We start from the raw sequence: 26159 nt of genomic DNA, 5'->3' as shown, positions 1-26159 counted from the left end.
TTTCACCTTGCTACCCGATGTTTTTAAATGGCTTTATGCGGTTGCCGGTCCACAGGACAACTATAGGTAAGCGTTATTCCAAAGTGATCTGCCTTTTGATGCTTTCTTCCAGGGATATGAACGTTTCGGTGCGCTGAATCCCCTTTACGCTCTGGATCTGCTCGTTTAACACTTCGCGCAGGTGATTGGTATCGTGGCAAACAATTTTAGCGAAGATGCTCCAGCTGCCGGTGGTATAATGCAACTCAACAATTTCGGGCACCATCTTCAGCTGTTTAACCGCTTCATTATATTGTGATCCCTTTTCCAGGAAGATCCCCAAAAAGGCAGTAACGTCATAACCAAGCTTTTGCGGGTTAACTTCCAGGCTTGCACCCTTAATTACACCCAGCTCTTCCAGCTTTTTCATCCTTACGTGGATAGTTCCGCCGGAAACGATCAACTCTTTTGCGATCTCCGTGTAAGGAGTTGTTGCATTTTTCATCAAAATCGACAGAATCTGGATGTCAAGATTGTCAATTTCTAAATTTTGGGGTTTCCTGTGAGGCATATATTTAGATATCTTTATTCAAATACAAGTTTAATTAAAATTAAAGTAAAAATAAAAATATTTTGTTGAAATATTTGCAAGGAATAGCAAAGTCCTTTAGATTTGTAGAAAGCAAATGACAATTGCTGGTTGTTCTTTAAAGAAAAACATTGTTGGGTGGTGAAATTTTTGGCAGACACACCTCCTTGTCCCGGTGGCGGAGAATATGGGAAACCCGACGCGGGCTAACCACTCTGTGAAGGTTCGATCCCTTCCCCAACAGCACGCTAAACGCAAGGTTTAGTTTTTATCCTGTAGGATGGTGAAATTTTTGGCAGACACACCTCCTTGTCGCGGTGGCGGAGAATATGGGAAACTCTTAGCAATAAGAATAACCACTCTGTGGAGGTTCGACCCCTTCTCCTACAGCTCTTCTCATAATTTAGGTTTATAATTGGTTAGTAAAGGCCCCCTGCCCATCAGGGGGCTTTGCTGTTTTAAAGATTTTTTACTTCTTAGTGCCTTAAGGCGCAATTTAAGAACATACCCATCTTCAATCTAATGTAAAATCCACAAAAAAAGCCCCGGCATCAACCGAAGCTTTTCAAATACAATAACTATTTCCCCTTAAAAAAACTTAAAGCCAAGCGTAAGTGCCCATAGGTTTTGGCGCTGACCGTAGTTTTGGTTCACTTTGGTGAGGCCGCCTTCATACCGCAGATCAGCGGTAATATGCCCCAGGTCTAAACCGCCGCCTACCTGGTAGCCCAGCGTGCTGTTGCGGTAATCGCCGAAATCTTTATAGGCGGTGCTGAGATTGTTGGAGAAGCTGGTATTCTTATCCAGTATATACGTATAAATAGGCCCGGCATTAAAGTGTATGTTCAAGTTATCGCCACCAAACGATTTGCCCAATAATAAAGGCACGTTCAAATTGGTGAACCGTACTTTGCCGTTGTAGTCGGTGCCATTGCTGCTGCTTTCAAACTTACCGCCGCTGCTGCTGAGGTAAACTTCTGGCTGCAGGTAAAAACCGGTGCCTATGCGTGCCCAGGCACCTACCTGGTAGCCTGCAATACTCGATTCTTTCAGGTTGTCGGTATTTACTTTAGAAAAATTTACGCCCGCTTTTGCTCCTAACGAGAACTGCGCTTTGGCGCTTACTGCCGCCACGATCATAATAGCTATGCTCAATAAACACTTTTTCATGGATTTGTAGTTTAGTTAATAATCGGTTTGATGCCGCTTAATGCTAAAAGTTTAACCGTAAGCTGCATAATTAACGCATGCCCCACTGTATTTTTTATATTTTTGCTAAAATAAATTGTTTTATGGCAGAGATCAGCATCAGCAATAAAGAGTGGGAACGCATTAAGATAAAGGTTCAGCGCAAGTATAACAGCCTTACCGACGAGCAGTTACAATATACCGAAGGGCAGGAGGACAGCCTGATTACCCGTATGATGGAACTGGTAAACCGCGACCGGAACTATATAGTGTTCACCCTCAAAAAAGCTTTGGCGAACATCGATAATAACCGCCTTTAAAATCAGTTAATTACAAAGGAGCCTTGTCCAAAGGAGAAGGGCTGAAAATTAACCGGGACGATTAACGTTCTCTCCTTTGGATAGGATTTAGGTGAGGCACAAAGGCATTTAGAACGATCATGGAAAAAGGCACTAAGAATAGTTACAAAAAACCGGCAATTATTGCAGGCGCATTTGCATTGGCCGTAGTAACATTTGGCTTTACCGACGATCTTTTCCAGATCAGTAAAAACCTGGATGTTTTTGTCTCGGTATATAAAGAGGTCAACATCAACTATGTGGATGATATCAACTCCGCAAAACTGGTAAAGACCGGTGTGGATGCCATGCTGGATGGGCTGGACCCCTACACCGAGTTTGTGCCCGAATCTGAAATTGAAGAGTACAAGCTGCATTATGTAAGCACCCAGTACGGGGGCATCGGCGCCAGCATTTTTGTGCGCGATAAAAAGGTCTTTATCTCTGATATATACACCGGCTTCCCCGCTCAAAAGGCAGATATCCGCCCTGGCGACCAATTGGTGAAGATCAACGACATCGACCTGGGCGGCAAAAATAACGACCAGGTGAGCCAATTGCTTAAGGGCAGTAAAGGCGCAACCATCAAGCTCCAGTTAAAGCGCGATAACGAAGCGCCGGTTGAAAAAAACCTGATGCGCGATGAGATCAAGCAGCCCAATGTGGTTTACTCGGGCATGGTGGATGGCAACATGGGCTATATCAAGCTCAATAAATTCCTGGAGAACTCTGCCGACGAGGTAACCAGCGCCCTGGTAGCCATTAAAAAGAACAATCCCAACGGGATCATCCTGGATCTGCGCTCCAACGGCGGCGGCATTTTGCAGGAAGCCGTTAAAATAGTAAACCTTTTTGTGCCCAAGGATGTCACCATCGTATCGCAAAAGGGTAAGATCAAAGAAAAGAATTTTACGTACAACACCGTGGCTACGCCTATGGAGCCCAACCTGCCGCTGGTAGTGCTGGTGAATAGTCGCTCGGCTTCCGCGTCGGAAATTGTTGCAGGAGCTTTGCAAGATCTCGACAGGGCCATTATCATTGGTCAGCGCAGTTACGGTAAGGGCCTGGTGCAGCAAACTTTCCCGCTGCCCTATAACAGCCTCGTAAAAATTACCATTGCCAAATACTTTGTGCCCTCGGGCCGCTGCGTGCAGGAACTGGATTACGCCCATCGTAAAGACGATGGCAGCGTGATCAAATTTGCAGATTCGCTGCTGCACGAGTACAAAACCAAAAACGGCCGCTCGGTTTATGATGGCAGCGGCGTTTACCCGGATATTTTGGTAAAGCAGGAACGTTTTGCCAATATCACCACCGCGCTGGTAGGCAAGCTGCTCATTTTTGATTATGCTACCCAGTACCGTAATGCGCACCCGCAAATTGGCGACCCGCATGCCTTTGCCTTAAAAGATGCCGAGTATGCCGACTTTACCAAATACCTGTCGAATAAAAATTACACGTACAGTACCGCGTCGGAAAAGATCCTGACCCAGCTGAAAACTGAAGCCACCAAAGAAAAGCAATTCCCCGAGATCCAGGCAGAGTATGATGTGCTAAAAGCTAAAATGGCGGCCAGCAAGAAGAATGACCTCCAGATCCATAAAGACGAAATAAAACAGGTGCTCGAAAACGAGATCGCCTCCCGATACTATTACGAAAAGGGTCGGTACGAAACCAACTTTAAGTACGATAAAGAACTGGCGCAGGCTGTAAAAACCATGCAGGATAAAACCCAGCTGGCTTCCATCCTCAAAGGCGAAGGTAGCTTCAAAGTCATTGGCAAACCTGTATTGGCCATGGCTGGTAAAAAAGAAGACAAAGATCAGGAAGATTAACACCCATGATGCTTGTCATTAAGTTACCGGACTAATTTATAGCGGTTTGAATAACGATTATAGCTGCTATCTGAACAGTATCCCGGACCTGCAGCCTCCAGGAAAAGATAAAATTAATGCAGCATTCGAAAAAGGAGTAAGGCAAATAAAATTAACTGTAACTAAATATTTTTATCTTTCGTATAAAAGGTAGTTTAAGAGTTAGTTGCAGTTCAGTTTTGTTAAGTTAAGGCCCGGGTATCAGTACCAGGGCCTTGCTTTTTTATAGCACTCGGGGTGTATTTTGCCCATAAACGCCTGATGTACTGCCCCTCAGTACAATGAATTGAGCAGCTAAGCTGGCAAATTTGCGCAACTATTCACATATTCAGGCCAATCACCGTTGTGCTGCCAGCTCCCTGCAATTTCTCCTTATTTTTACCCTGCAACTAAAATTTTACTTTTTGCGATATGACTAGAAACGTACTCAAATTATCTGTTCAAATGGCTATGCTGGCCACTATAGCCTGCCTGCCATGTTGTAAAAAAGCCGATGCGCCAGATGCGCCGGCAAATGTAAAGCTGATGAGCGTTACCAAAGTGAACTCGCTCGAAACTGCAAATGATGATTTCTCGACAATTACCTGGGGGACGGCAAAAGCACAACCTATAGCTACACATGAGCTTCAGGGCGAGGTGGTGCAAGGCAAGCTCTATATATTTGGTGGGTTCGATGTCAACAAACGGCCACAGTGGACGCCAACTAAACGCGCCTATGTTTATAACCCGGTTACCGACGCATGGGCGGCTATCAAGAGCATGCCGCATGAACCTTCCGGGTCTAACTTTGGCGGTGGCACGCACGTTGCGGTTACAACCGATGGGGTAGATATTTACCTGGCGGGGGGATATACATCCAACGCCGCAGGTACCGGCCAAATATTTGGTACCAAACAGGTTTGGAAATACAACGTTGCCCAAAATGATTACAGCAAAATGCCCGACCTGCCACAGGGCCTTGCTGCCGGGCAGCTGCGTTTTTTAAATGGCAAGCTGCATTATATCGGCGGGGCCAACATGTCCCGTTTAGATACCAATATTCATTTGGTGTTAGATCTGAATAATTTAAGTGCCGGATGGCAAACGCTGGCACCGCTGATCAATGCGGTAAACCACCCGGGAGCGGCTATTTTTAACGGCAAAATCTATATTATGGGTGGCTCCCATAATCAAAATGAAGATTCGGTACCACAGAAAACGCTCCAGGTTTACGACGAACAAACAAACACCTGGACAAAGCTAGCCGATATGCCAGTCGCTATCGATCATATCTTATCTTCAGTGGTGGTGTACGGCAACCGTATCATTGTACTTGGCGGCCAAACCGCACACAACACACCGGGAAAGCAAGTTTTTGCGTATAGCCCGGCAACCAATGTATGGTCGGTATTGTCGCCGATGCGTGCAGCAAAATCTGCAGGAGTAGCAGCCATATTTAACGGCAATATTTACTATACCGGGGGCAACTTTTCTGCTATCAACTATAAAGGTATTCCGGTTACCAATACCGTTGCTACCGAAATATTTCCTTCGGCAGATGCGTTTGTGCGAAACGGCAGTTTCGGCGCAGCTAATTACGGAAGCGATACCTCCCTGTACATCAAAGGCGCTACCTCGAATAACTACCTGCGGTCTGCCTATTTAAAATTTTCACTGGCTGATATCAGCGTGGTTAATTCAGCTACGCTGAGTATTTATGGCAAAAACACCGATAATACCAACAGCCTTACTTTATCCAGTTTCGGTGTCGACGATGATAACTGGTTGGAGAACACCCTGTCATTTACCAACGCACCGCAGCCCTTACCCGGCGCGTTAAGCGTTGCCGTAGTGGACGGCCAGGCAAAACGGATTGATTTTGATGTTACCGCCTTTGTAAAAGCGCAGCTTGCCGGAGATAAAAATGCGAGCTTTGTTATCAAAGACGCTGCAAATAAAAATATCACCGTACAGTTTAACAGTAAGGAAAATGCCGGCAACAAGCCGGTACTGGTTATTAAATAAGTTAAAATTTAAGCATCCAGGCACTTCACCCCCGGGTGAAGCTGTCCATCAGCAGAAATCGACCCGTAAGCTTCCAAGCTTACGGGTCGATTTATTAAAATCGTTTGTTAGTAGTATGCGGTTCTCGGGATAGCTTACCAATGTTGGTGTCCAAGTATGGTTTGTTGTGGCGGAGAAGGAAGGCAAAGATTCCGAAAATTAGGCATGCTATTATTTAAGCTGTTGGGCAATGCCTCCGGCCCGGGCTTTGCAGGGCTCCGCTGCGCTCCGGCCCTTCGGGCTAAACCCTTACAATCCCTATTGCTGGAGCTGCGCTTGCGTTGGGGGAGCTTTGCGGGTATCGGCAGGGTTGCCACGTTGCATGCAGGCTGATGAGCGGGGATGCTGGCGGTAGTAGTAGTTCGCGTTCTCAACAGCCAGTAATTGCGAGGCACTAATCAATCTATAGGCGTGTGGCGAGCGGCTTTGCAGGCATATAAGTGAATATGCTTTCGTTAGCGTGTAGAACACACTAAATACGCATGCGGCAGCAACGGGCAGTATTTGCTTTAGGTAGCGGGAGAAAAAAGGCAGAAGGAAATAGCAGCTTAAAAGCTAATGAAATTTATCTGTCAATGTTTAATAATCCAACCTATCGCGTTCTGCTCTTTCATCTTCCTGCTTGGCCTCGGTTGCATATCCTCGTGCGCGGCTTCCAAAAACCGCCGCAACTTTAGGGTATTTTGCGGCTTTCTCTGCCGCCAGTTTTGTAAAATACTCCGTTAAATTCCACTCCCTTATGCCGCCGTCAAAAGGCCCTCGAGTGGAAAAACCCCGTTTATTATAGCAAGCAACGCTAAAACCGGATAAAATTTCCTCGGTACTAATTGTTTCAATCACATGACATATTGGTTCAGGTGGCCAACTGATAGCGATCCCTTCTTTCATTTGTATATTAGGTTCGGGATATTCTGCAAGAATTTTGCCAATCTGATCATCTGCTATTCCTAAGAGATGGCTTTTCTCAGCCTTTTCCCGAACTGTATTTACCCAAGAATTTAATTTTGCCTCATCAATTGTTTCATCCTTATTTACGCCAGGTATTGTTTTCCAGTGGTAAAGTAAGCTGGAGGCTTGTTGGGCCATGCTACGTTTTAACAACGCTTCTGATTCATCTTCTTTATTTTCCTCAACTTCTTCTTTACCTTCAGTAATATCAGGCTTATATAGTAAAGAAAGCACCGCTATAAAAAAATCGGGATCTTCTGCCATTGCCTTACTCAATCGAGGTGTTTTGGTATCGCCATAGGATGAACCTAATAATGGCATGTACAACCATTCCAGCGGAATCATAACTGAATTATCCACCTCGTTTCGTTTTTCTAGCTCCTCGAACAGATGGTTGATATCGTAACTATCCAAGTGGACGTTTGGCTCCGGTTCATTTTTTAGATAATTCTGTAACACCTCAATAATTAACTCGGTGGTGATGTGTTCGACATTGTGGCTGATGCCATAAATGGCGCTTGCGAAACGTTTATATTGAATCAGTTTTCTGATTACAAAGTCCCAGCTTTTCTCGGCGATGTAAAACATATTGGAATCAACTAATTTCCAATATGTATCTATCAAATTTTGGTCTTTAGTGCTTTCGATAAATTCCCAAATAGCCTCTTCGGCCCGCAACTTCAAGAACATTTTGGCAAGGTTTTCTGAACTAAATTCCTGTTTTTGCAGGTCATCGTATAGCGCAAATACCCACTCTTTAGATTCGCTGAAGAATTTACGTTGTAAAAAAGTCTGAAATAAGACCAGTTTTTTATCCTCGGCATTTAAAAATTGAGCTAAGTGATAAATTTCGTCAATATTGGTAATAACGTTCGCTAAGGTAAAACCCAAAATATGAGCCTGTTGGTCGCCCACGCGTTCAATTAACTCAAGGATCTTCGCGAAACCATACTTTGTATAAACCTCTTTTAAAACATCATTTCTTTTTAGCTGCAATTCTTCCGCTTGCTCAGAGTGTGATACACTTCTTATTTTACCCTCTAAAAATTGAGGCCAGTTATCTTTGAAAAGCCACCATATTTTTTCTATATCGTCCTCGGGTTCAAGGTTTTCGTAAAGTTTTTCATACCGCTTCAAAATCTCCTCGGGTAGTGACCGTTCCGCGGTTGGATAAGACCGATGATGGCCAATTAGTTTTCTTAATTTATCCCGGGTTTCCGTGCCTTCAAATTTAATTTTAGCCATCCGCTCTTGCATAAATTCCAGTAATTTTTCCCGGCCGAAGTATTCAATGTTCACCGATTTTTCAACCAAGCAAATAAATTGGGTTTCAGAATCGTCGAACTTCTCCAGTAATAACTCCAGCACTTGTTTGTAAGTATTATAAATTTCTTCATATTCCATACTGTGCCGGCGTGGCTGATCGCTTAACCGCCACCGCATTTTATGAATATGCCCCGCTGAACTTCTGCCGCCTTCGGGCAACATTCGGGTCAGTATCGTCCAACTGATCTCTTTGTGATTGTTTTGCAAAAGACGCAGCGCATCAGTTCGTGCGTGAAGTGGAGCAAAGGTTTGCGGAAACCAAGACCTGAAAATACCATATAAGCTGTTGATCGGCCTGTTCTGTAATCTGCCGCCAGGGTCTTTCTCTGACAGATGCCCTAAAACTAAGGTCACCCTGGATAAGTACTCCGGCATCCAGGCAAGGCCTTTCAATGCCCATAATAATCCTGTATAATAGGTTTGATTATCGAAATACCCAGGCTCTTCATCAAACAGCTGAATAATCGGCGAAGGGTCAAGTTTAAGCAAGGCTTCAACGCAAGTCATAAAAGCGCTCGGCGATGCTTCGGCAATTAAAGAGAGGTCATGGTCAAGCGAACGCCACATATCTAATTTGTCGGTGTTTAATAATTTATGTATCAAACCATCCACCCAGCTACCAGCTTGCTCTGGTACATCTAAACCTAATTTTTCGCCATACAGGGAACTCAATATCAAAGATTGTATCAGACCCTCTCTCAACCATCGCGAATAAATGGCTTTAATACGGTACCAACCTGCCTTATGCCGATCTTCAGCAGATAAATCAAGCTTTTGATCGATAGTTGTAAGCACCGTCAAAAATGCTTCAGCTACTCTTTTAAAATCGTCTTTTGTTAAATATCGGCCAGCATGTGTCCAGGCATCCATGGGCGATGTTAAACGCCACGTATTACCAATTTTTACAACGGGTGAATCAGGGCTGAAACACCATGGCTGTAAGCGTTTGATGTAAACCTCGTATTCCTCACCTGCAAGCATGGCAATCATTTTCCGATCTCCCTCAAACTCTTCGTTCCATCTGCCAGCAAGAATAGCCGGTAGAATTACGTTCACATTTTCCGATAGCGACCATTGCGGGTTAAGGCGCTGAAAATCCAGCTGTCGGCGAACGACAATTAAGTTACGTGCGGATTTTTTGGAAACTTCCTCAGCTTCAGCTTCGGTCATTCCCGATTTTACCATTGCCGCAACAAAAGCGTCACGTTGTAACGGCGGCAATATGATTTTGTCAGACCATGCATTAGTACGATCAAGGCCAATCGGCACAATAACAGTATGACCTTTATGCTTCGCGCGGTTCAAAATTCCATCATCGTCGAATCTGCAAATCAAATACAGAGGCTTACCAATGATCAATAATTCTCTGAAAGCCTCTACACTGTCGACGATTATACTCCTTGAAAAAAAATCTTCCGTGCGTTGTGGATCGTTTAAGAAGGTGGCAACAATAAAAGCTAGTGCTTCTTCCCTCGAATTACCCTGAATAGCGATAATATCGGGCACACTACACTTCTCAACAAGTGTTTTCGAATGTTCACTTCGTCCACCAAGAACTACATCCGGCACAAAATTGATTCGATTTCCTGTAGACCACTCTTCCCAAAAATCATCGGCAGGTTGGATGCCCTCGGACGGCAATATGCCTAAATGCTTAATAGCAAGCCAAGATCCGACCGTCGGGGCAAGATCGAGCCATTCTTCTAAATCCTGCGCGTCATAAACTCTGACCTCTTTCCAAACACCCTCGGCATTTCTCGCATCAATCCATTCCTGTTTTTTTGTCCATAACCTTGGTGTAACAAAAATGTAAGTTGTATTTTTGGTGTCGACACCTAATGGAGCTGCTGACCGCTTGGTATAATCGTCGTCAGCCTTACCTTTAATGTCAGAATTGGCCCCAAATTCCCAAACTGACAATCCGAGCGGGAGACGATCAGTTTCTTCATAAACCTCAAGAATTCCATCCCAACCACCAATTAATACATTTTCACCGGATGGAAAGCTGATACTTGTGATAGAATCCGAGGTTGCACGAATTAATTTTCTTACCAACAACGGCAAATACTCCTGACAATCCCGGCGTTGAGCCCAGTTTCTGATATGAGTAGTGTCAATCCATTTCATAAGTAAAATCAGTTTTTATTTAATAATAAAGACATACCAACCCACCGTCAATAAATTCGGGAGAATGTAAAATCCGCTTTAATTAAGCACAAAAGTTATCGAGATGATCTAAAAAGGTATAATTAGTGACGATTAGGTACTGTAAAGCTATAATATTAATTGTGGTTATTTAATATTAAATACTAACATTATACACCTGTCTCTCCTGGCCCCGAAAGGTCTCTTGAAAAATGACCCTGGGGACCCCAACCCACTTTTACTTCCCGCTCAGCAACTTCTCCAGTTTCTGTTTGCTTTCAGGGATGGCGGCCAGCGTAAGGGCCTTTCGGAAGCTGGCGATGGCTTTTGCTTTATCGCCGGTTTTAAGGTACAGGTCGCCCAGTGAGTCATAACAATTGCCGCTGCCGGGGTTGTTGGCAATGTTGAGTTTAAATAGGCGTTCGGCCTTTGCAAACTGGTTGTTATTCAGCATTTGGTAGCCGAGAGTGTTTACCTGGGTTTCGTCGGGTTTAACCGGGTAGCCCATTTGCCGGGAAACGTTTTGGTAATGTGCAACCAATACGGAGTCTATTTTAAAAGCAGGATTTTTTAGTTCGCTCTCGTAAATTTTGAGTTTGTAGAAGCCGAAAACAAACCGGAGCGCATCATATTCGCCAATCAGCCGCACAGAAGGGTGGTTGTCATCTTCGTAAAACTTTTCCTGGAACCGCAACTGGTTCTTTGTGTTTTTAGCCAGCACTTTAATAAATGCTAAGCTGCTGCGGATAAGTGCGGTTGTACCGCTGGTGTCTTTCTGAACCATCAGCGTGTCTACGCCTTTCTCCATCCGGTTGGCCATGGCCATAAACAAGGTTTTCCCCTTGTAATTTTGCATGGGCAGGATGGTCTGGGCATCGCTCACTGTTTTATTATGATCCCACCACAGGGAGGCTTCGAGGGAAACATAGGCATTAAATAAATTGGGCTGATGCAGGAAGGTGTTCATCACCGTTAGGCCGCCAAGGGAATGGCCGATCAAAGTTTTATAGCTGGTAGTAGGATAGGTGGCATCGATATAGGGGATGAGTTCTTTCGCTACAAACGCCATGAACTTTTCGCCATTGCCCACCACGCCGGGTAATTCTTTGTCGGTACCGATGGTTAATTCGGTCAGCCTGTCGATAGGGATGATACCCACCACGATCAGGGGCGGACAAAGGCTGGATTCGGCGAGGTGTTCGGTAATGCTTACAACGGTATTAAAGTTTTCGCTTCCGTCCAGCACATAGATCACGGGGTAATGCCCCCGGTCTTTAATTTTGTTTCCGCCATTGCTGTTAGGGATATGGATCCAGATTTTACGCTGTTGCCCCAGGATCTTAGACGGTAAAGTTTCCTCAAACCCGGTGTTGAAAGGGCTGTTTTCCTGTGCGCTGGCACAGATAGCAGTTAACAGGAGAATAAGGGAGCAAAATGCGGACCTTAAAACGGTTTTTTTGTTTTGGGCGGGTAGAAAGTACTTCATTCAGTTTTGGATATTTGTTTAAACAGACACCGGTTTGCTGCCGGTGTTACAAATTACCTGTTTAAATAAGCATGTTTTAACCATGGCGCTTATAATTTTAACAATAACATATACTGCAACTAACCCACAGTTTACATTTAATAGCGTTTTTAGCAAACAACTACTATGAGTAAAATTCTATTGGCCCTTACGGCCTTCGTGCTGGGCACAAGCCTTGCATTTGCACAGTCACCCAACCCCAATTACAGCTTAATTACCGGCGGCAACTGGTTAAAAGCTAAAAATTACTACTTGCTTACGCTGCTGGAGCAGGATGCAGCAACAAACGCCCTGCTCAAAGCCGACCCGGAGCTGGCGCTGCTGACACAAAAAAAGCTTGGTGCATTACAAACATCGCTGACTACCTGTAAAGATGCGCTTTGCCTGCCTGCACAGTTAAAGTTTACCGATGAAGAGATCAAGGCCGTTGGTGAGCGCCTGCGCAGCTTGTATAAAACCGGCAACGCGCTGGGTCAGCTGGTGAAAACACAACTGGCGCCATCGGGTACGTACATTTTATATAACACGGGCACCCCTGCCGATCTGCTGGTGAAAGCCTGGGAGCAGGATGCCGCTGCCGTTAATAATACCATTGCCATTTATGCCGAAGGGAAAAAGCCCAACTACCCGGCTATAGATTCTATTAGTTATAACATTAATGCCAGGGCCTACTACACGTTGATGTATGATTGCAGCACCGCTGTACTGGCCGATGTTAAAAACACGCGCCTGTTTTTTGAACCCGCCCTTAATGCCGCATTAACTTACCTGGATATCAACGAAAGATGGGATGCTGCGGGCTATGAACCAATGGCTGCCACGGCTAATAAAGCAGCTGCCGACCGCGTGAAGACCATTCAGTGGGCGAAATTTGCGTACACGCACATCCTGGTGCCGGGCGCCGGGCCGGATAACTTAACCACGCCTTTAAGCGGCGAGGGTATGCTGCGTTGCCGGCTGGCCGCTGTGCAATACCGGCTGGGCAAAGCGCCGTTCATCGTGGTATCGGGCGGGGCGGTGCATCCCTTCAAAACCAAAAATAACGAAGCGGTGGAGATGAAGCTTTACCTGTTAAAAACCCTGCACATCCCCGAAAGTGCCATTATTATAGATCCGCATGCCCGCCATACCACCACCAATATCCGTAATGATGCCCGGCTGGTGTTCCGTTATGGGATTCCGTTTGATAAACCGGGGTATATTGTTACCGATAAGTCGCAGATGGATTTTATCATGACGATGGCCCCCCGCTGCCAGAAAGAACTGAACTACGTACCCTATAAACTGGGCAAGCGCATCAGCGAAACCGAACTGGAATTTTACCCGCTGGTGGCTGCCTTACAGATAGACCAGGACGAGCCGCTTGATCCGTAGACCCAGCACCATGAAAAATAAACTGCCCCTGATTACTTTGCTGTTCGCCGTATTGTGCGCTTTTACCGATGCGGGTATTGTTACTAAGCTAACCAAAACGGTCACGGTAGATTCGGTTGGTGCCAGCCAGGGTATCTCCTACCAAAAGGGCCGCATTTTTTTATACGGCGACCGCGAAGTGGGGATGCTCCGCGAGTATAGGCTGATGAACGATAGCCTGGTGGATCTGCACCGCGAGGTAAAGTTTACACAAAACGGCCGGGATGTAATTAACCACCCAACCGGGATTGCTTATAACGGCAGCTCGCCCACGTTTATCGGGAATTCTATCCGCCTGAATAAAGAGGGCACCAAATGGCGGGCCGTTATTTATTGTGTAGACTGGAACGCGTTGCTTAAAACCGGCACACTGGACGGTACGCTGCTAAATACCATAGATGATGATGCCTGCATACAGGGAACCCGCCCGGAATACGTTAAGTATAATGGGAAGTGGTACGTTGCCACGGCAGACTATGGCGACCACGGCAACGAGGTAAGGCTTTATGACCCCGAAAAGCTAAAGACCGCCAAAAAAACCAGCGACCCCGGCGTGCTGTACAAAAAATTCACCTGCACCCCATGGGTACAAAACCTGCATTGGGTAGCTGATAGGGGCATACTGGTGCTGGTACAAAATAAAATGCAAGGCCGCCAATGGCGATTTACTTATATAAACCTTGAAAAATCAATAGCAACAGGAAGCCAGGTAGTTGTACAAGTTACCGACGGCATTGACCGCGCTGATGAACTGGAGGGTTTTGCTTTTACGGGCAGCCGGAACAAGGGTATAGCTGTAACATCGGCACGAAAAAATAATGTAAATTTCACCGCCACGGATTGGTAATGCTGATTGCCCTTTAATAAAAAAGACTAACTCAAAAGGTTGGTCTTTTTTATTTTAAGTTAATATAAACTTAACTATTAGGTAGCCTTTGCTTAAGATGGGTGGTTTAGCTTTGTCGCAATATTTACACTAATACTTGTCGCCGCTTACTATTATTTTAACAGAAGCGGCTTTTTATTTAAATAATATTAATTATCCGGTTGGAAATTAAGCGATTGCCTATGTAACACTAACTACTTCCCTGCCCTTTAAAACAGAAAAAACCGGAGAATGCGTCAACATCCCCCGATTGAGGTCAACCATCTGAATAACTAAAAGCGCTCGCATGCTTTTCTGTCATTTTCAAACAATTAACATTTAAAACTATGAAAAAAAAGATTACTCATGATCTTTTTAATTCGGTTACCGTAAAACGGTTCCTTTTTATTTTCTCGCTCCTGCTCATCACCTGCAGTTTTAACGCCAGTGCCGCCATCCAGGTATCCGGTACCGTTACCGACGAAACCAACCAGCCTTTGCCGGGAGTAACCGTAAGGGTAAAAAACACCACCACAGGTATAACTACCAATGTAAGCGGTAAATATACCATCACTGCCGAACCGGGTGCTATCCTTACCTATTCGTTTATTGGCTATGTTACCCAGGAGCTGCCGGTAAACAGTTCGGGTGTGATGAATGTAAAAATGGCGCCTCAGGCAAACATGCTGAACGAGGTTGTGGCCATTGGTTACCAAACCATCCGCAAAAGTGATGTAACCGGTTCTATCGCCAGCGTTAAAGCCAGCGATCTGAATTTATCTGCCCCAACTTTGGGCCAGGCATTGGCCGGTAAAGTAGCGGGTGTGCAGGTATCGCAAACCAGTGGTGCACCATATGCCAGCACTAAAATCAGGGTGAGAGGGGTAGGCTCTTTTAATGCCAGCTCCGATCCTTTATATGTGATTGATGGTTACCCTGCCGGTAACGATATCTTTATCAACCCCGAAGACGTGGAAAGTATCGACGTATTGAAAGATGCCGCCTCTGCTGCCATTTACGGCTCGCGCGGGTCTGGCGGTGTGGTGTTGATCACTACCAAAAAAGGGAAAGAAGGAAAAGGTAAATTTGAGTACGCCGGGCAAACGGGCATTAACCAGTTAGGCAAAAAAGTAAAATTGCTCAACTCGGACCAGGCTGCACAATTACTTATCGATGGCCGTAACAACAGTTATAAAGACCTTTGGATAAACGCCGGCAAAACCTGGAACGATGCCATGTTTTCTGATGCCAATGCCACCCGTATCACCAATGTGGGTAACGCGGGCAGTGTAAGTATCCCTACAGACCTGTATAACTTCGGCACGCAATCGCTGATCCACCAAACGGTAAACACCGACTGGCAGGATGAGCTTTATCGCAATGCCTTCACTCAAAAACACAGCCTTTCGTTCTCCGGTGCTTCAAAAGATATCCGGTACTACGTAAGCGGTGGTTACCAGAAACAGGACGGTATCATCATCTCCACCGGTCAGGAACGGATTAACTTCCGGACCAACATCGATGGCGATGTGAGCAAGAAGCTACATGTTGGCGCTAACATCTCCTACACGCAAAACACCAATCGCGAAGCGCAGGAAGGCCGTTTTGATCATGGAGCCGTATTGGGAGCCCTGATCTATATGCCATATTTGCCGGCCTACAACGCCGATGGCTCATACGCTACCAACGCCGAGGCTTCACAATCTGCTGCCTACGGTTACCAGGGTATAGAAAATCCGCTGGCGCTGGTTACCCGTACTAAAATTACCCGCAAAGGTTACCGCAGCACCTACAACGCTAACGCAGTGTATAACATCCTGCCGGGCTTTAATGCTAAAGTTAACCTGGGTACCCAAACCTACAACGAAAAGTACGATTATTACCTGCCTACCAGCCTAAGCAGCGGAGCCTTCGCTCCGGGTTCTACGCAATCTGTCGCGGCAGCAACGGCTACGGCACAAAATATTACCCAGTCAGATCGCCTGGCGGAGTTCACCCTGAACTATAAAAAAGAGTTTGGCAAACATCACCTGGATGCATTGGCCGGTTATACCGCCCAAATTACCAACAACGACGTGATCAGCGTAAGCGCTAAAGGGTTCCAGAATGATAACATCCCGGAGATTACCGGCAAAGGTGCTGATGCCAGCTTCTTTACCCTAAATAATACTACCGGTAAATCGGCTTATACGCTGCTATCCTACCTGGGCCGTGTTAACTACAACTACGCAGGTAAATACTTCCTTACCGGTTCCTTCCGTGCCGATGGTTCTTCACGTTTTGGTCCATTGAACAAATACGGTTATTTCCCATCGGTAGCTGCCGGCTGGACACTCTCGGAAGAGCCGTTTTACCACAACTGGCTGGGCGACCAGTCTACCGTTAAGGTACGCGCCAGCTGGGGCCTCACCGGTAACTATAACATCCCTAACTATGCTGTACAACAAACACTGGCCAACCCTACAGGCGCAGTGTTCGGTAACAACACCATTACTACAGCAACCTATGCAGGCGGTATAAAAGATCAGAAACTGAGCTGGGAATCCACCTCGCAGTATAATGCCGGTATCGATATCGGGTTATTCCGCGGCCGTTTGTCTATCCTTGCCAACTACTACTTAAGCTACTCGTACAACCTGCTGTATAACCAGCCTATTTCGGCTATATCGGGCAGCACCACCATCCTAACCAACCTGCGCGATTCCAAGATCCGCAACACCGGTTTCGATCTGCAATTGGATGGCCGTATCATCCAGTCGAAAGATTTCACCCTGGGCATGAGCGGTAATATCTCGCTTAACCGCAACAAAGTGGTTAAATTGCCTTCCAATAACACCATCATCATTAACGGTGCGGAGCGTTCTTACTTAACCAACATTACCACGCAGGGCCAGCCGGTGGGTATGTTCTATGGCTTCACCGTAGGCGGTATCGTAACTCCGGAGAACATTGCTAAAGTTGCACCTTCGGCTTCTTCAACTAACTCCGTTAAACTGGGCGACCTTTATTTTGTAGATACCAATGGCGATGGCAAGGTAAACGATGCGGATAAAACCGTTATCGGTTCACCTTACGCTAAGTTCACTTACGGTTTCTCGTTAAACTCTTCCTACAAGCGTTTTGATATCGGCGCATCCTTCAATGGTTCGTACGGTAACAAAATACTGGATGGGCAGGATTATTATTTGTACAACATGGAAGGATCCGGCAACCAGTATGCAGATGTAGCCAACCGCTACATCAACGAGGCCAACCCGGGTAACGGTTTGGTATACCGTGCATCGCGCGGGGGTACGCAAAGTAACAGCACGCGCTTATCCACCTTTTACCTGCAAAGCGGTTCGTACTTGCGTTGTACCAACCTGCAGTTGGGTTACAGCCTGCCAACAGGGCTGCAAAGTGCATTGGGTATTACCAAAGCCCGCATTTTTGCCAGCGTAGTCAATGCATTTACCATCACCAAATACAAAGGTTACAACCCCGATGTTGATTATAACTACTCGGGCAGTGCATCAAACAATACCCAGCCGGCCAACCTGGCGCCTGGTATCGATTATGGTGCCTACCCGCTCGTACGCTCGTTCAACCTGGGTGTAAATGTTACTTTTTAATTATTAAAGGAGATCACAGAGATGAAAAAGAAATTAATAGCTATAGTTTGCCTGGCCGCATTGGTAACCATAAGCCCGGCTTGTAAAAAAAGCTTTTTAGAGCAAACCGACCCCAACGCAATTACGCTGGCCAATAACTTTAAAACGCCGAACGATATCCTGCTGGCGGTTAACGGCATATATGAATCCTTGCGCAGCGGTAACAACATCGGCGAAAGCAGCGACCTGTGGACCGATCAGCGGTCTGACGATACCGGCACCAACGACAACCAGAGTAACGCAGGTGAGCCTTTCCAATTCAACAACTTTTCTATACTGCCCAGCAACACCTATTTAAAAAGCCACTGGGTATCTTTATACGGAACAGTAACCCGCGCCAACGTGGTGTTAACGTACATAGATGCCGTGCCGTTTACCGATAACAACCTGAAGCTGCAATACGCTGCCGAAGCAAAGTTTCTGCGTGCGCTGGTTTATTTCCACCTGGTGCGCCTTTGGGGCGATGTGCCATTGGTAACTAAACAGCTGGCCTCTACCGAAGTGGCTGCAGCTACCTTCCGCGAAAAGCAATCCGTAGTGTACGCCCAGATCGTTGCCGATTTGAATGAAGTGATCAACAACAGCCCGCTGCCCAACCTGCAAAGCGGTGCCGGTATTGGCCGGGTATCAAAAGCGGCGGCTAATGCCCTGCTGGGGCAGGTTTATTTAACCATGGCCACCACCCAGGATGCCGCCAACCGTACCGATAATCTGACTAAAGCAAAAACGTTTTTAACGGCTGCTTATAACATGAAATCCTTCGGTGCGCTCAGCAGTATTCCTTATACCGATGTATTTGATGTCAACAAAAAATCTACCTGCCCGGAATTGATCTTCCAGATCGTCAACAAACAGGGAGATATTACTTACAGCTCCGGCATAGCCGCCAATTTCCAGGCCAAGGGCGAAACCATCAACTCGCAGAAAACAGCATCCGGTGTTGGTTACAACGTAACCCGCGACCTGGTGAACGAATACGAAACCGGCGACCCGCGTATGGCCTTCTCCGTAAAATTAGCCAACGACCCGATTGTAAAGGATTACTTTGTTACCAAATTTCGTGATGCAAGCGATGCCGCAGGTAAATTAGGCTACGGCGGTAACGACTGGATCCTGATGCGCTACGCAGATGTGATCCTGATGCTGGCAGAAGTGAACCTGTACCTGGGCGATAACGCATCGGCCATACAGTATATGGATATGGTGCGTGCCCGTGCCGGTGTGGTACCTTACGCAACCGCTATGGCCAACCCGGCCTACAGCAGCCAGTTCCCAACCTTAAAACTGGCCCTGTTGCACGAGCGCCGTGTAGAACTGGCGTTTGAACACCACCGCTGGTTTGATCTGCAGCGTTTCTTTACTACCGACGAATTGGTGACGTATTTTAAAAGCAAGTCGCAGGCTAACTTCGGTTCGGCACAGCTGGCAAACTTTACCACTAAGGACCGCTTTTACCCCATCCCGTTTGATGAGTACAAGCTCGACCCGGTGAAAATGTATCAAAACCCCGGCTATTAATCAGATAATAAGTAACTTAAAAAGGAGGATTTTTTCCTCCTTTTTTTTGTTCATCAACTAATCAACTTAAATGAGAATTATGAAAAGTATAGTTACCGGCTGCTTGCTGGCCCTAACCAGCCTTGCGGCTTCGGCACAAAATAAAGTAATGGTTACCGCCCACCGCGGCGACTGGCGTAACAACCCCGAGAATTCCCTCCGTGGCTTTCAGGCGGCCGCTGCCATGGGGGTGGATATGGTAGAGCTCGATCTGAAGAAAACCAGCGACGGCGAAATTGTGATCATGCACGATGTCACTATCGACCGGACCACTAATGGCAAGGGCAAACCGGCAGATTACACCTGGGAAGAGATCAGTAAGTTTGGTTTAAAAAACGGGCTGGGCCGGGTAACCAATAACCATATCCCCAAATTTCGCGACGTAATGCTTGCTCTTAAAGGCACAGGCGTATTGGTGAACCTGGATAAAAGCTATCCGTATTACCCGGAAGCTTATGCCATTTTAAAAGAAACAGGCACACTTAGCCAGGCCGTTTTTAAAGCCGAGGTCACCTATGCCGAACTCAAGCAAAAATATCCGCAACTGATAGACAGTATTACCTATATGCCCGTGGTAAACCTGGATAAACCCGGTGCCAAACAGGTAATTACCGACTATTTAAAAAACATGAAACCTTACGCTTTTGAGCTGAACTTCACAAAGGATACGGCTGCTGTGCTATCCGATAACAAATTCATCAGCAACAAGGGTGCAAAGGTTTGGATCAACTCCCTGTGGGCATCGCTCAATGCGGGCCATGATGACGATACCGCGGTAGAGGATGGCAATTTAAAGGATAGCTGGGACTGGATCGTAGCCCATGGAGCAACGGTGATACAAACCGACCGGCCGCAACAGCTGCTCGCCTATCTCCGGAAAAGAAAACTGCATAAATAACAGCCATTTGGCTCAAGCCTCATCAGATCCATTTATTTGCCAGGGTAACCAATAATGCACTGCCGAAACACGCAAAGGCGAGGGCACCCTCCCATCACCGGCAAACCCGCCTGTCCAAGTGTCCACACTTGGACAAATAAATTGTAAGCGTCCACGCTTACGTGTATGTAAAAATTGCGATATTTAATTCATATTCCGCAATGCCTCAACCGACGAGCTATATTTTGTAACCTTAAGGCGTAATTCAAATGCCCTTAGAAGATTAATTGATGCAAGTAAGCGTGGACGCTTACAAGGTTGGTATCCAAGTGTGGACACAACTAACGATACTAAATTCAATAGTGAAGTAAAGTCAGGTAAATTGCGGGCAAATACTCAAAAGTTAACTTTTGACCCGACTACGGGAAAATTGCAATAAATGAATGAAATTAATCAATTAGATCCTTGGCTGATTATTCAGAACAATGAATTTGAAAAAGCGATTAAATTAATTGACTTGGATTTTGAAAAAAATCGAAATCCTTTTGTGCTTCAAAATAAAATATTTGCATTATTTCATTTGAACAAATATGAAGATGCTATAATATTATCGGAGAAACTTATTGGGTTTCAAAAGGCAGAATCAGAGAATGCATTTAAATCATCAGGCATTGCAAACTGGATTCTTGGAAATACAGCTAAAGCAATGGAAGTATGGCAGCAGTCACAAAATTGTTTATACAAAGATGCTTCTGGAGGGGTAGAAATCCAGTTATTTTTATATTTTTCTGGTATAAAAACCGGGCAAGATAGTTTAAAGGCAGAAGCGGTAAAAACTGTTAAAAAACTTCTGAAATCTAAGCGCGCAACCAACTGGCCTGGCCCGCTTGGTCATTATTTGATAAATGATATTACTGATATTGAGTTGTTCTCTTATGTGTCTGCCATTCCTATATTTAAAGAAAGGCAGTTATGTCAGGCGCATTTCGTATCTGCTATTAAAATATTGGAAACTGGGAATAAAGATGAGTATTACAAAAAGCTTATGGATTGCATCAGTTACGGACCAAATTCTTATCTGGAACAAATGTATTATCTGGCGAAAGGGGAATTGGAAACTTCAAAATTATAAAACAAATGACTTTGATTATAACGAACCCGCCTGTCCAAGTGTCCACACCTTGACAAATAAATTGTAAGCGTTCACGCTTACGTGTATGCAAAAATTGCGATATTTAGTTCATTTCCCGCAATGCCTCAACCGAGGAGCTGTTTTTTTGTAACCTTAAGGCGTAAATTCAAATGCCCTTAGAAGATTAATTGATGCAAGTAAGCGTGGACGCTTACAAGGTTGGTATCCAAGTGTGGACACTTGGATAGGCGGGTAGTAAACCTTTTGGTTAGCTACTAAATGATTCAATATTTAAACTTCCTTCAATAGAGCCGACCTTTTGTGTTTGAAGTAGTATTTCGACTATCGCTGAAGGAATTTCTTCTATTTTCAAAGAGACTATTGGCTTGGCCACTAAATGATACTGCGTCGCTGAATAATTACCTAAAATCGTTTTGTCAAATGTATAAAGACCTTTTTTAGCCATATCTACGAAATCTGAAAGATAATTATCATTTATAGACCTTTTTGCGAGTTTCGTCTCTAAGTCAGGATTGATCACAATATTTCTTGTTTGTGGTAGGCTTCTAAAGTAAGTGGCTAACGCTTCAATATTTTCTTTTGACTTTGCAACTGACGCAGGTAATCTACCGCCTGCAGAAGCAATAAATCCAATTTCGCTGCCATTAGTGAAGAACCAATCTATGTCTAATATGGCTTGATCGCTCTCGTTAATCATCATATTATTAGTTTATTCAAATATCAGAGTTGACTTGTTATTTGATGTAAGTTTCAAATTACTCAAACTTGTGTTGTTTCTTCAAGTCTTGTAAACTAAAAGTTTTTATGGAAACAACTTTAAGTGTATCCCATTGAGGACTTGAACCTTTCCCATGATCTCTTTGTTCAACGTAGACATTATTTCCATCGATTTTACAGTATATAAAGCCATTTTCATCATCAAATGTGCCTAAATAGACTCTGAATTGTCTCCTCTTTTAAAGGTAGAGATTAGATTTTTCTTGCTCCTATTCGTACAACTGAATAATGCGACAAGTATGGTAAAAAACAAGATAAACTTTTTCATCATATTCCTAGATGTTATAAGTGAAGGGAAGAGTTTATTTTATAAAACCATACACCTGCTACGATAACGACGTTGTAGTTCAACGCCCACATAATTGTGGATGCGTCTGGAAACCCATGATCCCTGCTAAATAGCACGAATGGCAGTATGGTTAAAGCACTGCCAAAAAAACTTAAAACAGTTTTAAATGCAATTAGCGAGATAGAAAGTTTTAATAAAAAATAAGACCAAAGCCAGAACAATAGCCAGCTAATTGAAGAAAGAACTAATCCATAAAGGGTCGACAAGATTATGAAGAGAACACCCCCTTCTAAATTGGTTTGATTGTGCTTTGTAAAAAGATCGATCAGGAGAAACAATATAGGGCTTATAATAATACTTGTAAGCCATACTTTTAAACTGTAATACAGCGCTGTTCTAACCATAATTTAAATGGTGTAAGTTACAACTTTGGCCCAATGAATTAGCGAAGCAGCTCAATAGCACGTTTTAAAGTATAAATGGAAAATTGGATTCACTACTAGCTAAACAAAGCATTCATCATCGTTTTCATTTACTATATCATCATTTCCAAAAAATCTTAAATCTTTGTAATCTCCCTATAAAAGACATTCAATAAAATAAAATGGAAATGAGCTTCTGCTTAAAATTAATCACTTAACAATGATAAGTTATACAGTACTCGAGTTTACAATTGAAAACTATTAGCGTCAATTATAGTTTTTTGTTTCAAATGATGATTATACTTTTCAAGTAAGGAAATATACTTGTCTTTCCAGATTTCGTCATTGAGTGTCGCTCGTTGAATTTTGGGGGTGGGTTGAACTACCAAATTTGATTCCCCGCCTGTCCAAGTGTCCACACTTGGACAAATAAATAGTAAGCGTCCACGCTTACGTGTATGCAAAAATTGCGATATTTAGTTCATGTTCCGCAATATCTCAACCGACGAGCTATAATTTGTAACCTTAAGGCATAAATTCAAATGCCCTTAGAAGATTTATTGATGCAAGTAAGCGTGGACGCTTACAAGGTTGGTATCCAAGTGTGGACACTTGGATAGGCGGGTAAAATAAATAAGATTGGACAGTAAAAGATCAATTAATTGACATATAAAATATGTTGTTCTTTCGCATCATAGCCAGTTATTTCATTATTGCTTAGATTATTTAAAAGCCTTTCGGATGCAAAAATATCATTGTGAATAAGAGGAAAAAAAAAGAGATCAAAGTGGTTGTTTTTAATATAAATTTCTTCTGCATTTATTATGCTGCCAAACTCTAGTGATTTTTGTTTTTCGACTAAGTCGTTATAGGAAGTTATGATAATATCACCCTCTTTCATTCTAAAAGCGTTTGTTATGCCAAATGATGATTTTTCTAAGTCTATATCTTGAAAATCACGATTAACTAATTGTAAATAGTAATAATCTATTGTATTATTATTTACAATTAGTTCTGAATTATGGAACTTGTGTTGATTTAAATTATGCTTTTGGAAAACATTTCTTGCTTTTGTACTCATTAAAAGACCTGTAGCAGTAATATTACCTGCGCTAATTATATCGGTTAATATAGCTTCAGTCTTAAGTTCCCATTTTAAATCGGGAGTAAATGAAGGTAAAGAGGTATCTACCAACTTAGTCATAGAATTAGGTTCGTCATACCATTTTGAAGTATAACCCTTAGGTAGGCCTTCAGTTTGAAAGTAAGCCCCAATTTCTTTTTCGTTTGTAGATGCTGATAAAAGATAATACTTCATGTAATTCGTTTAACGATAGTATAATGTAGAAGATTTGACTTGTCAGTAAGTAGTTTATAATTATGGGATAAAATATAATAGGTTTTAAAGTTTTTTTATGGCGTAGCTACATTCTTTTGAAAGAAGTCTTTAAACTTCTTATTAGTGAGCATTTTCTCAATAAGTTTGAAGATGGTTTGTTTATCATCGTCGTCAAGCTGTTGTACCCGCCTGTCCAAGTGTCCACACTTGGACAAATAAATTGTAAGCGTCCACGCTTACGTGTATGCAAAAATTGCGATATTTAGTTCATATCCCGCAATATCTCAACCGACGAGCTATATTTTGTAACCTTAAGGCGTAATTCAAATGCCCTTAGAAGATTAATTGATGCAAGTAAGCGTGGACGCTTACAAGTTTGGTATCCAAGTGTGGACACTTGGATAGGCGGGGTAGTAGTTTTAGAGATTGTCAATTCAGAATTTTAATTCTTAACTTTCCTAAATAGAAAGCTTGTTCACACTATGCTAATCTTCAATGTCAATCAATACACTATAACAGTCAAAGATGCTACATCTCAAGACTTGGATAACCTGTCAGATTACGATGCATTATATCTCAATGATGACGGTTATAAACCTAACTCTATGCAAGCCATTCACCTACATAGGGATGGAGTACCATTAAAAAGCATACTGCTCGGTGCTAATTGTGGAGGAACAGGAGTATATGCCAATACAGCCCTGTTAGATGGTGACCGATTAATTACTTGCTGTTCCAATACAGTCTTCAGTCTTTCTGTGCAGTCATTAGAGATGCTTTGGAAAACAAAAGCAGATTGGGCTACTTGCTTTGCGGTCTATCAATACCAACAAGACTATATCATACATGGAGAAGTTGAGCTTTCAAGATTGGACAGATCAGGCAACATTGTTTGGCAACAAAGCGGTTCAGATATATTTGTCACACCTGAAGGAAGCAGCGAGATCATCCTGTTTGAAGATAGCATTGTTGTTATAGACTTTGATTACAGCAAGTATGTATTTGACTATGATGGCAATACTATTTCCTATACCAAAGCACATTAGCTCAAGTCATAATTCAGAATTTGTGTAGCCCCTATGAAGTTAAGAAATTGAGTTTTTCTGAATTGATTAAGTTTAATCTTTATAGCAATGCCTAACGACGCACCTGAACTATTATTTTTTCAAGGTATATACATCTTAGCCTTGACACTCATCATTAGGTACAGGCGTAAACATGGCCATACTGCCCCCGCCTGTCCAAGTGTCCACACTTGGACAAATAAATTGTAAGCGTCCACGCTTACTTGTACGCAAAATTGCGATATTTATTTCATGTCACGCAATGCCTCAACTGACGAGCTGTTTTTTGTAACCTTAACCGTTATCAACTGGATAGATGTTTTTACCAGGCGGCAATACAATGATTTTATCGTGAAAAACCTGCAGTATTGCCAGCAGCACAAAAAACTGAACATATATGCTTATGTAATCATGACCAATCATATTCATATGGTTGCCAATGTAACCGAGGGGTCACTAGGTGATGTATTGGGAGATTTTAAAACTTTTACATCGAAACGCATGGTGGAGATGATTGCTAGTAATTCGCAGGAAAGCCGGAAGGAGTGGATGCTGAAACAATTTGAGCTGGCTGGCAAATACAACTCTTTAAATACCCACAATCAATTCTGGCAAAACGGCAATCATCCGGTGTTGCTTTACTCACCGGATGTAATTCAGCAGAAAATAGATTACATACATGATAACCCGGTTAGTGCGGGTTTTGTAGGAGCGGCCCATGAGTTTTGGTACAGCAGCGCTAACCCGGAAAGCCCTTTAAAAATTATTTATTGATGCAGGTAAGCGTGGACGCTTACA

At 43.8% G+C, this 26159-nt stretch carries 18 protein-coding genes; 11 read left to right on the top strand and 7 right to left on the bottom strand.

The window, feature by feature from the left end:
- Window positions 1-73 precede the first annotated feature (73 nt).
- Both A0256_04605 and A0256_04600 read right to left on the bottom strand, forming a co-directional pair.
- Complete coding sequence (locus A0256_04605) at window positions 74-550, bottom strand: transcriptional regulator (GenBank protein AMR30753.1); 477 nt, start codon at window positions 548-550, stop codon at window positions 74-76.
- Between the two features lie 606 nt (window positions 551-1156).
- Window positions 1157-1738, bottom strand: a complete 582-nt coding sequence (locus A0256_04600; GenBank protein AMR30752.1) for a hypothetical protein — start codon at window positions 1736-1738, stop codon at window positions 1157-1159.
- 122 nt (window positions 1739-1860) lie between these two features.
- Here A0256_04600 and A0256_04595 point away from each other — a divergent pair, with 122 nt between their 5' ends.
- The 3 genes from A0256_04595 (at window position 1861) to A0256_04585 (ending at window position 5972) form a co-directional block, all read left to right on the top strand.
- The gene (locus tag A0256_04595) at window positions 1861-2076 is read left to right on the top strand and encodes a hypothetical protein (protein ID AMR30751.1); all 216 of its coding nucleotides are present in this window, start codon (window positions 1861-1863) and stop codon (window positions 2074-2076) included.
- Window positions 2077-2195: 119 nt separating this feature from the next.
- A complete protein-coding gene (locus A0256_04590; protein AMR30750.1) occupies window positions 2196-3929 on the top strand; it encodes a peptidase S41 in 1734 nt (577 codons plus the stop codon).
- A 450-nt stretch (window positions 3930-4379) separates the two neighbouring features.
- Window positions 4380-5972, top strand: a complete 1593-nt coding sequence (locus A0256_04585) for a hypothetical protein (GenBank protein ID AMR30749.1) — start codon at window positions 4380-4382, stop codon at window positions 5970-5972.
- A 618-nt stretch (window positions 5973-6590) separates the two neighbouring features.
- Here A0256_04585 and A0256_04580 read toward each other — a convergent pair.
- Complete coding sequence (locus A0256_04580; protein ID AMR30748.1) at window positions 6591-10412, bottom strand: hypothetical protein; 3822 nt, start codon at window positions 10410-10412, stop codon at window positions 6591-6593.
- Between the two features lie 256 nt (window positions 10413-10668).
- Window positions 10669-11916 (bottom strand): hypothetical protein, encoded by a 1248-nt coding sequence (locus A0256_04575; GenBank protein ID AMR30747.1) that lies wholly within the window; start codon window positions 11914-11916, stop codon window positions 10669-10671.
- Between the two features lie 165 nt (window positions 11917-12081).
- Between A0256_04575 and A0256_04570 the strand changes: the two genes are divergently transcribed.
- The 6 genes from A0256_04570 to A0256_04545 all read left to right on the top strand — a co-directional run bounded on the left by A0256_04570 (window position 12082) and on the right by A0256_04545 (window position 21449).
- Window positions 12082-13329, top strand: a complete 1248-nt coding sequence (locus A0256_04570) for a hypothetical protein (protein AMR30746.1) — start codon at window positions 12082-12084, stop codon at window positions 13327-13329.
- Between the two features lie 10 nt (window positions 13330-13339).
- Complete coding sequence (locus A0256_04565; protein AMR30745.1) at window positions 13340-14215, top strand: hypothetical protein; 876 nt, start codon at window positions 13340-13342, stop codon at window positions 14213-14215.
- Window positions 14216-14580: 365 nt separating this feature from the next.
- Window positions 14581-17844 carry a SusC/RagA family protein gene (locus tag A0256_04560; GenBank protein AMR30744.1) on the top strand — a complete coding sequence of 1088 codons (3264 nt, stop codon included), beginning with the start codon at window positions 14581-14583 and terminating at the stop codon, window positions 17842-17844.
- Between the two features lie 21 nt (window positions 17845-17865).
- Window positions 17866-19401, top strand: a complete 1536-nt coding sequence (locus tag A0256_04555) for a hypothetical protein (protein AMR30743.1) — start codon at window positions 17866-17868, stop codon at window positions 19399-19401.
- 79 nt (window positions 19402-19480) lie between these two features.
- On the top strand, window positions 19481-20338 hold the full coding sequence (locus A0256_04550) for a glycerophosphodiester phosphodiesterase (GenBank protein AMR30742.1): 858 nt from the start codon (window positions 19481-19483) through the stop codon (window positions 20336-20338).
- A 418-nt stretch (window positions 20339-20756) separates the two neighbouring features.
- Window positions 20757-21449, top strand: a complete 693-nt coding sequence (locus A0256_04545) for a hypothetical protein (GenBank protein ID AMR30741.1) — start codon at window positions 20757-20759, stop codon at window positions 21447-21449.
- A 268-nt stretch (window positions 21450-21717) separates the two neighbouring features.
- On the opposite strand, the gene A0256_04540 is transcribed toward A0256_04545, so the two are convergent.
- The 3 genes from A0256_04540 to A0256_04530 all read right to left on the bottom strand — a co-directional run bounded on the left by A0256_04540 (window position 21718) and on the right by A0256_04530 (window position 24276).
- Window positions 21718-22170, bottom strand: coding sequence for a hypothetical protein (locus A0256_04540; GenBank protein ID AMR30740.1), 453 nt, complete (start codon window positions 22168-22170; stop codon window positions 21718-21720).
- A 359-nt stretch (window positions 22171-22529) separates the two neighbouring features.
- On the bottom strand, window positions 22530-22940 hold the full coding sequence (locus tag A0256_04535; protein AMR30739.1) for a hypothetical protein: 411 nt from the start codon (window positions 22938-22940) through the stop codon (window positions 22530-22532).
- Window positions 22941-23616: 676 nt separating this feature from the next.
- Window positions 23617-24276: a hypothetical protein gene (locus A0256_04530; GenBank protein ID AMR30738.1), complete on the bottom strand. Its 660-nt coding sequence runs from the start codon at window positions 24274-24276 to the stop codon at window positions 23617-23619.
- Window positions 24277-24779: 503 nt separating this feature from the next.
- Between A0256_04530 and A0256_04525 the strand changes: the two genes are divergently transcribed.
- Both A0256_04525 and A0256_04520 read left to right on the top strand, forming a co-directional pair.
- Entirely contained in the window at window positions 24780-25343 is a 564-nt protein-coding gene (locus A0256_04525) for a hypothetical protein (GenBank protein AMR30737.1), read from the top strand.
- Window positions 25344-25613: 270 nt separating this feature from the next.
- Window positions 25614-26135: a hypothetical protein gene (locus tag A0256_04520; GenBank protein AMR30736.1), complete on the top strand. Its 522-nt coding sequence runs from the start codon at window positions 25614-25616 to the stop codon at window positions 26133-26135.
- Window positions 26136-26159: the final 24 nt, after the last annotated feature.

This window comes from Mucilaginibacter sp. PAMC 26640 (genome assembly GCA_001596135.1).
Classification (GTDB): domain Bacteria; phylum Bacteroidota; class Bacteroidia; order Sphingobacteriales; family Sphingobacteriaceae; genus Mucilaginibacter.
This window is presented reverse-complemented; position numbering and strand designations above follow the sequence as displayed.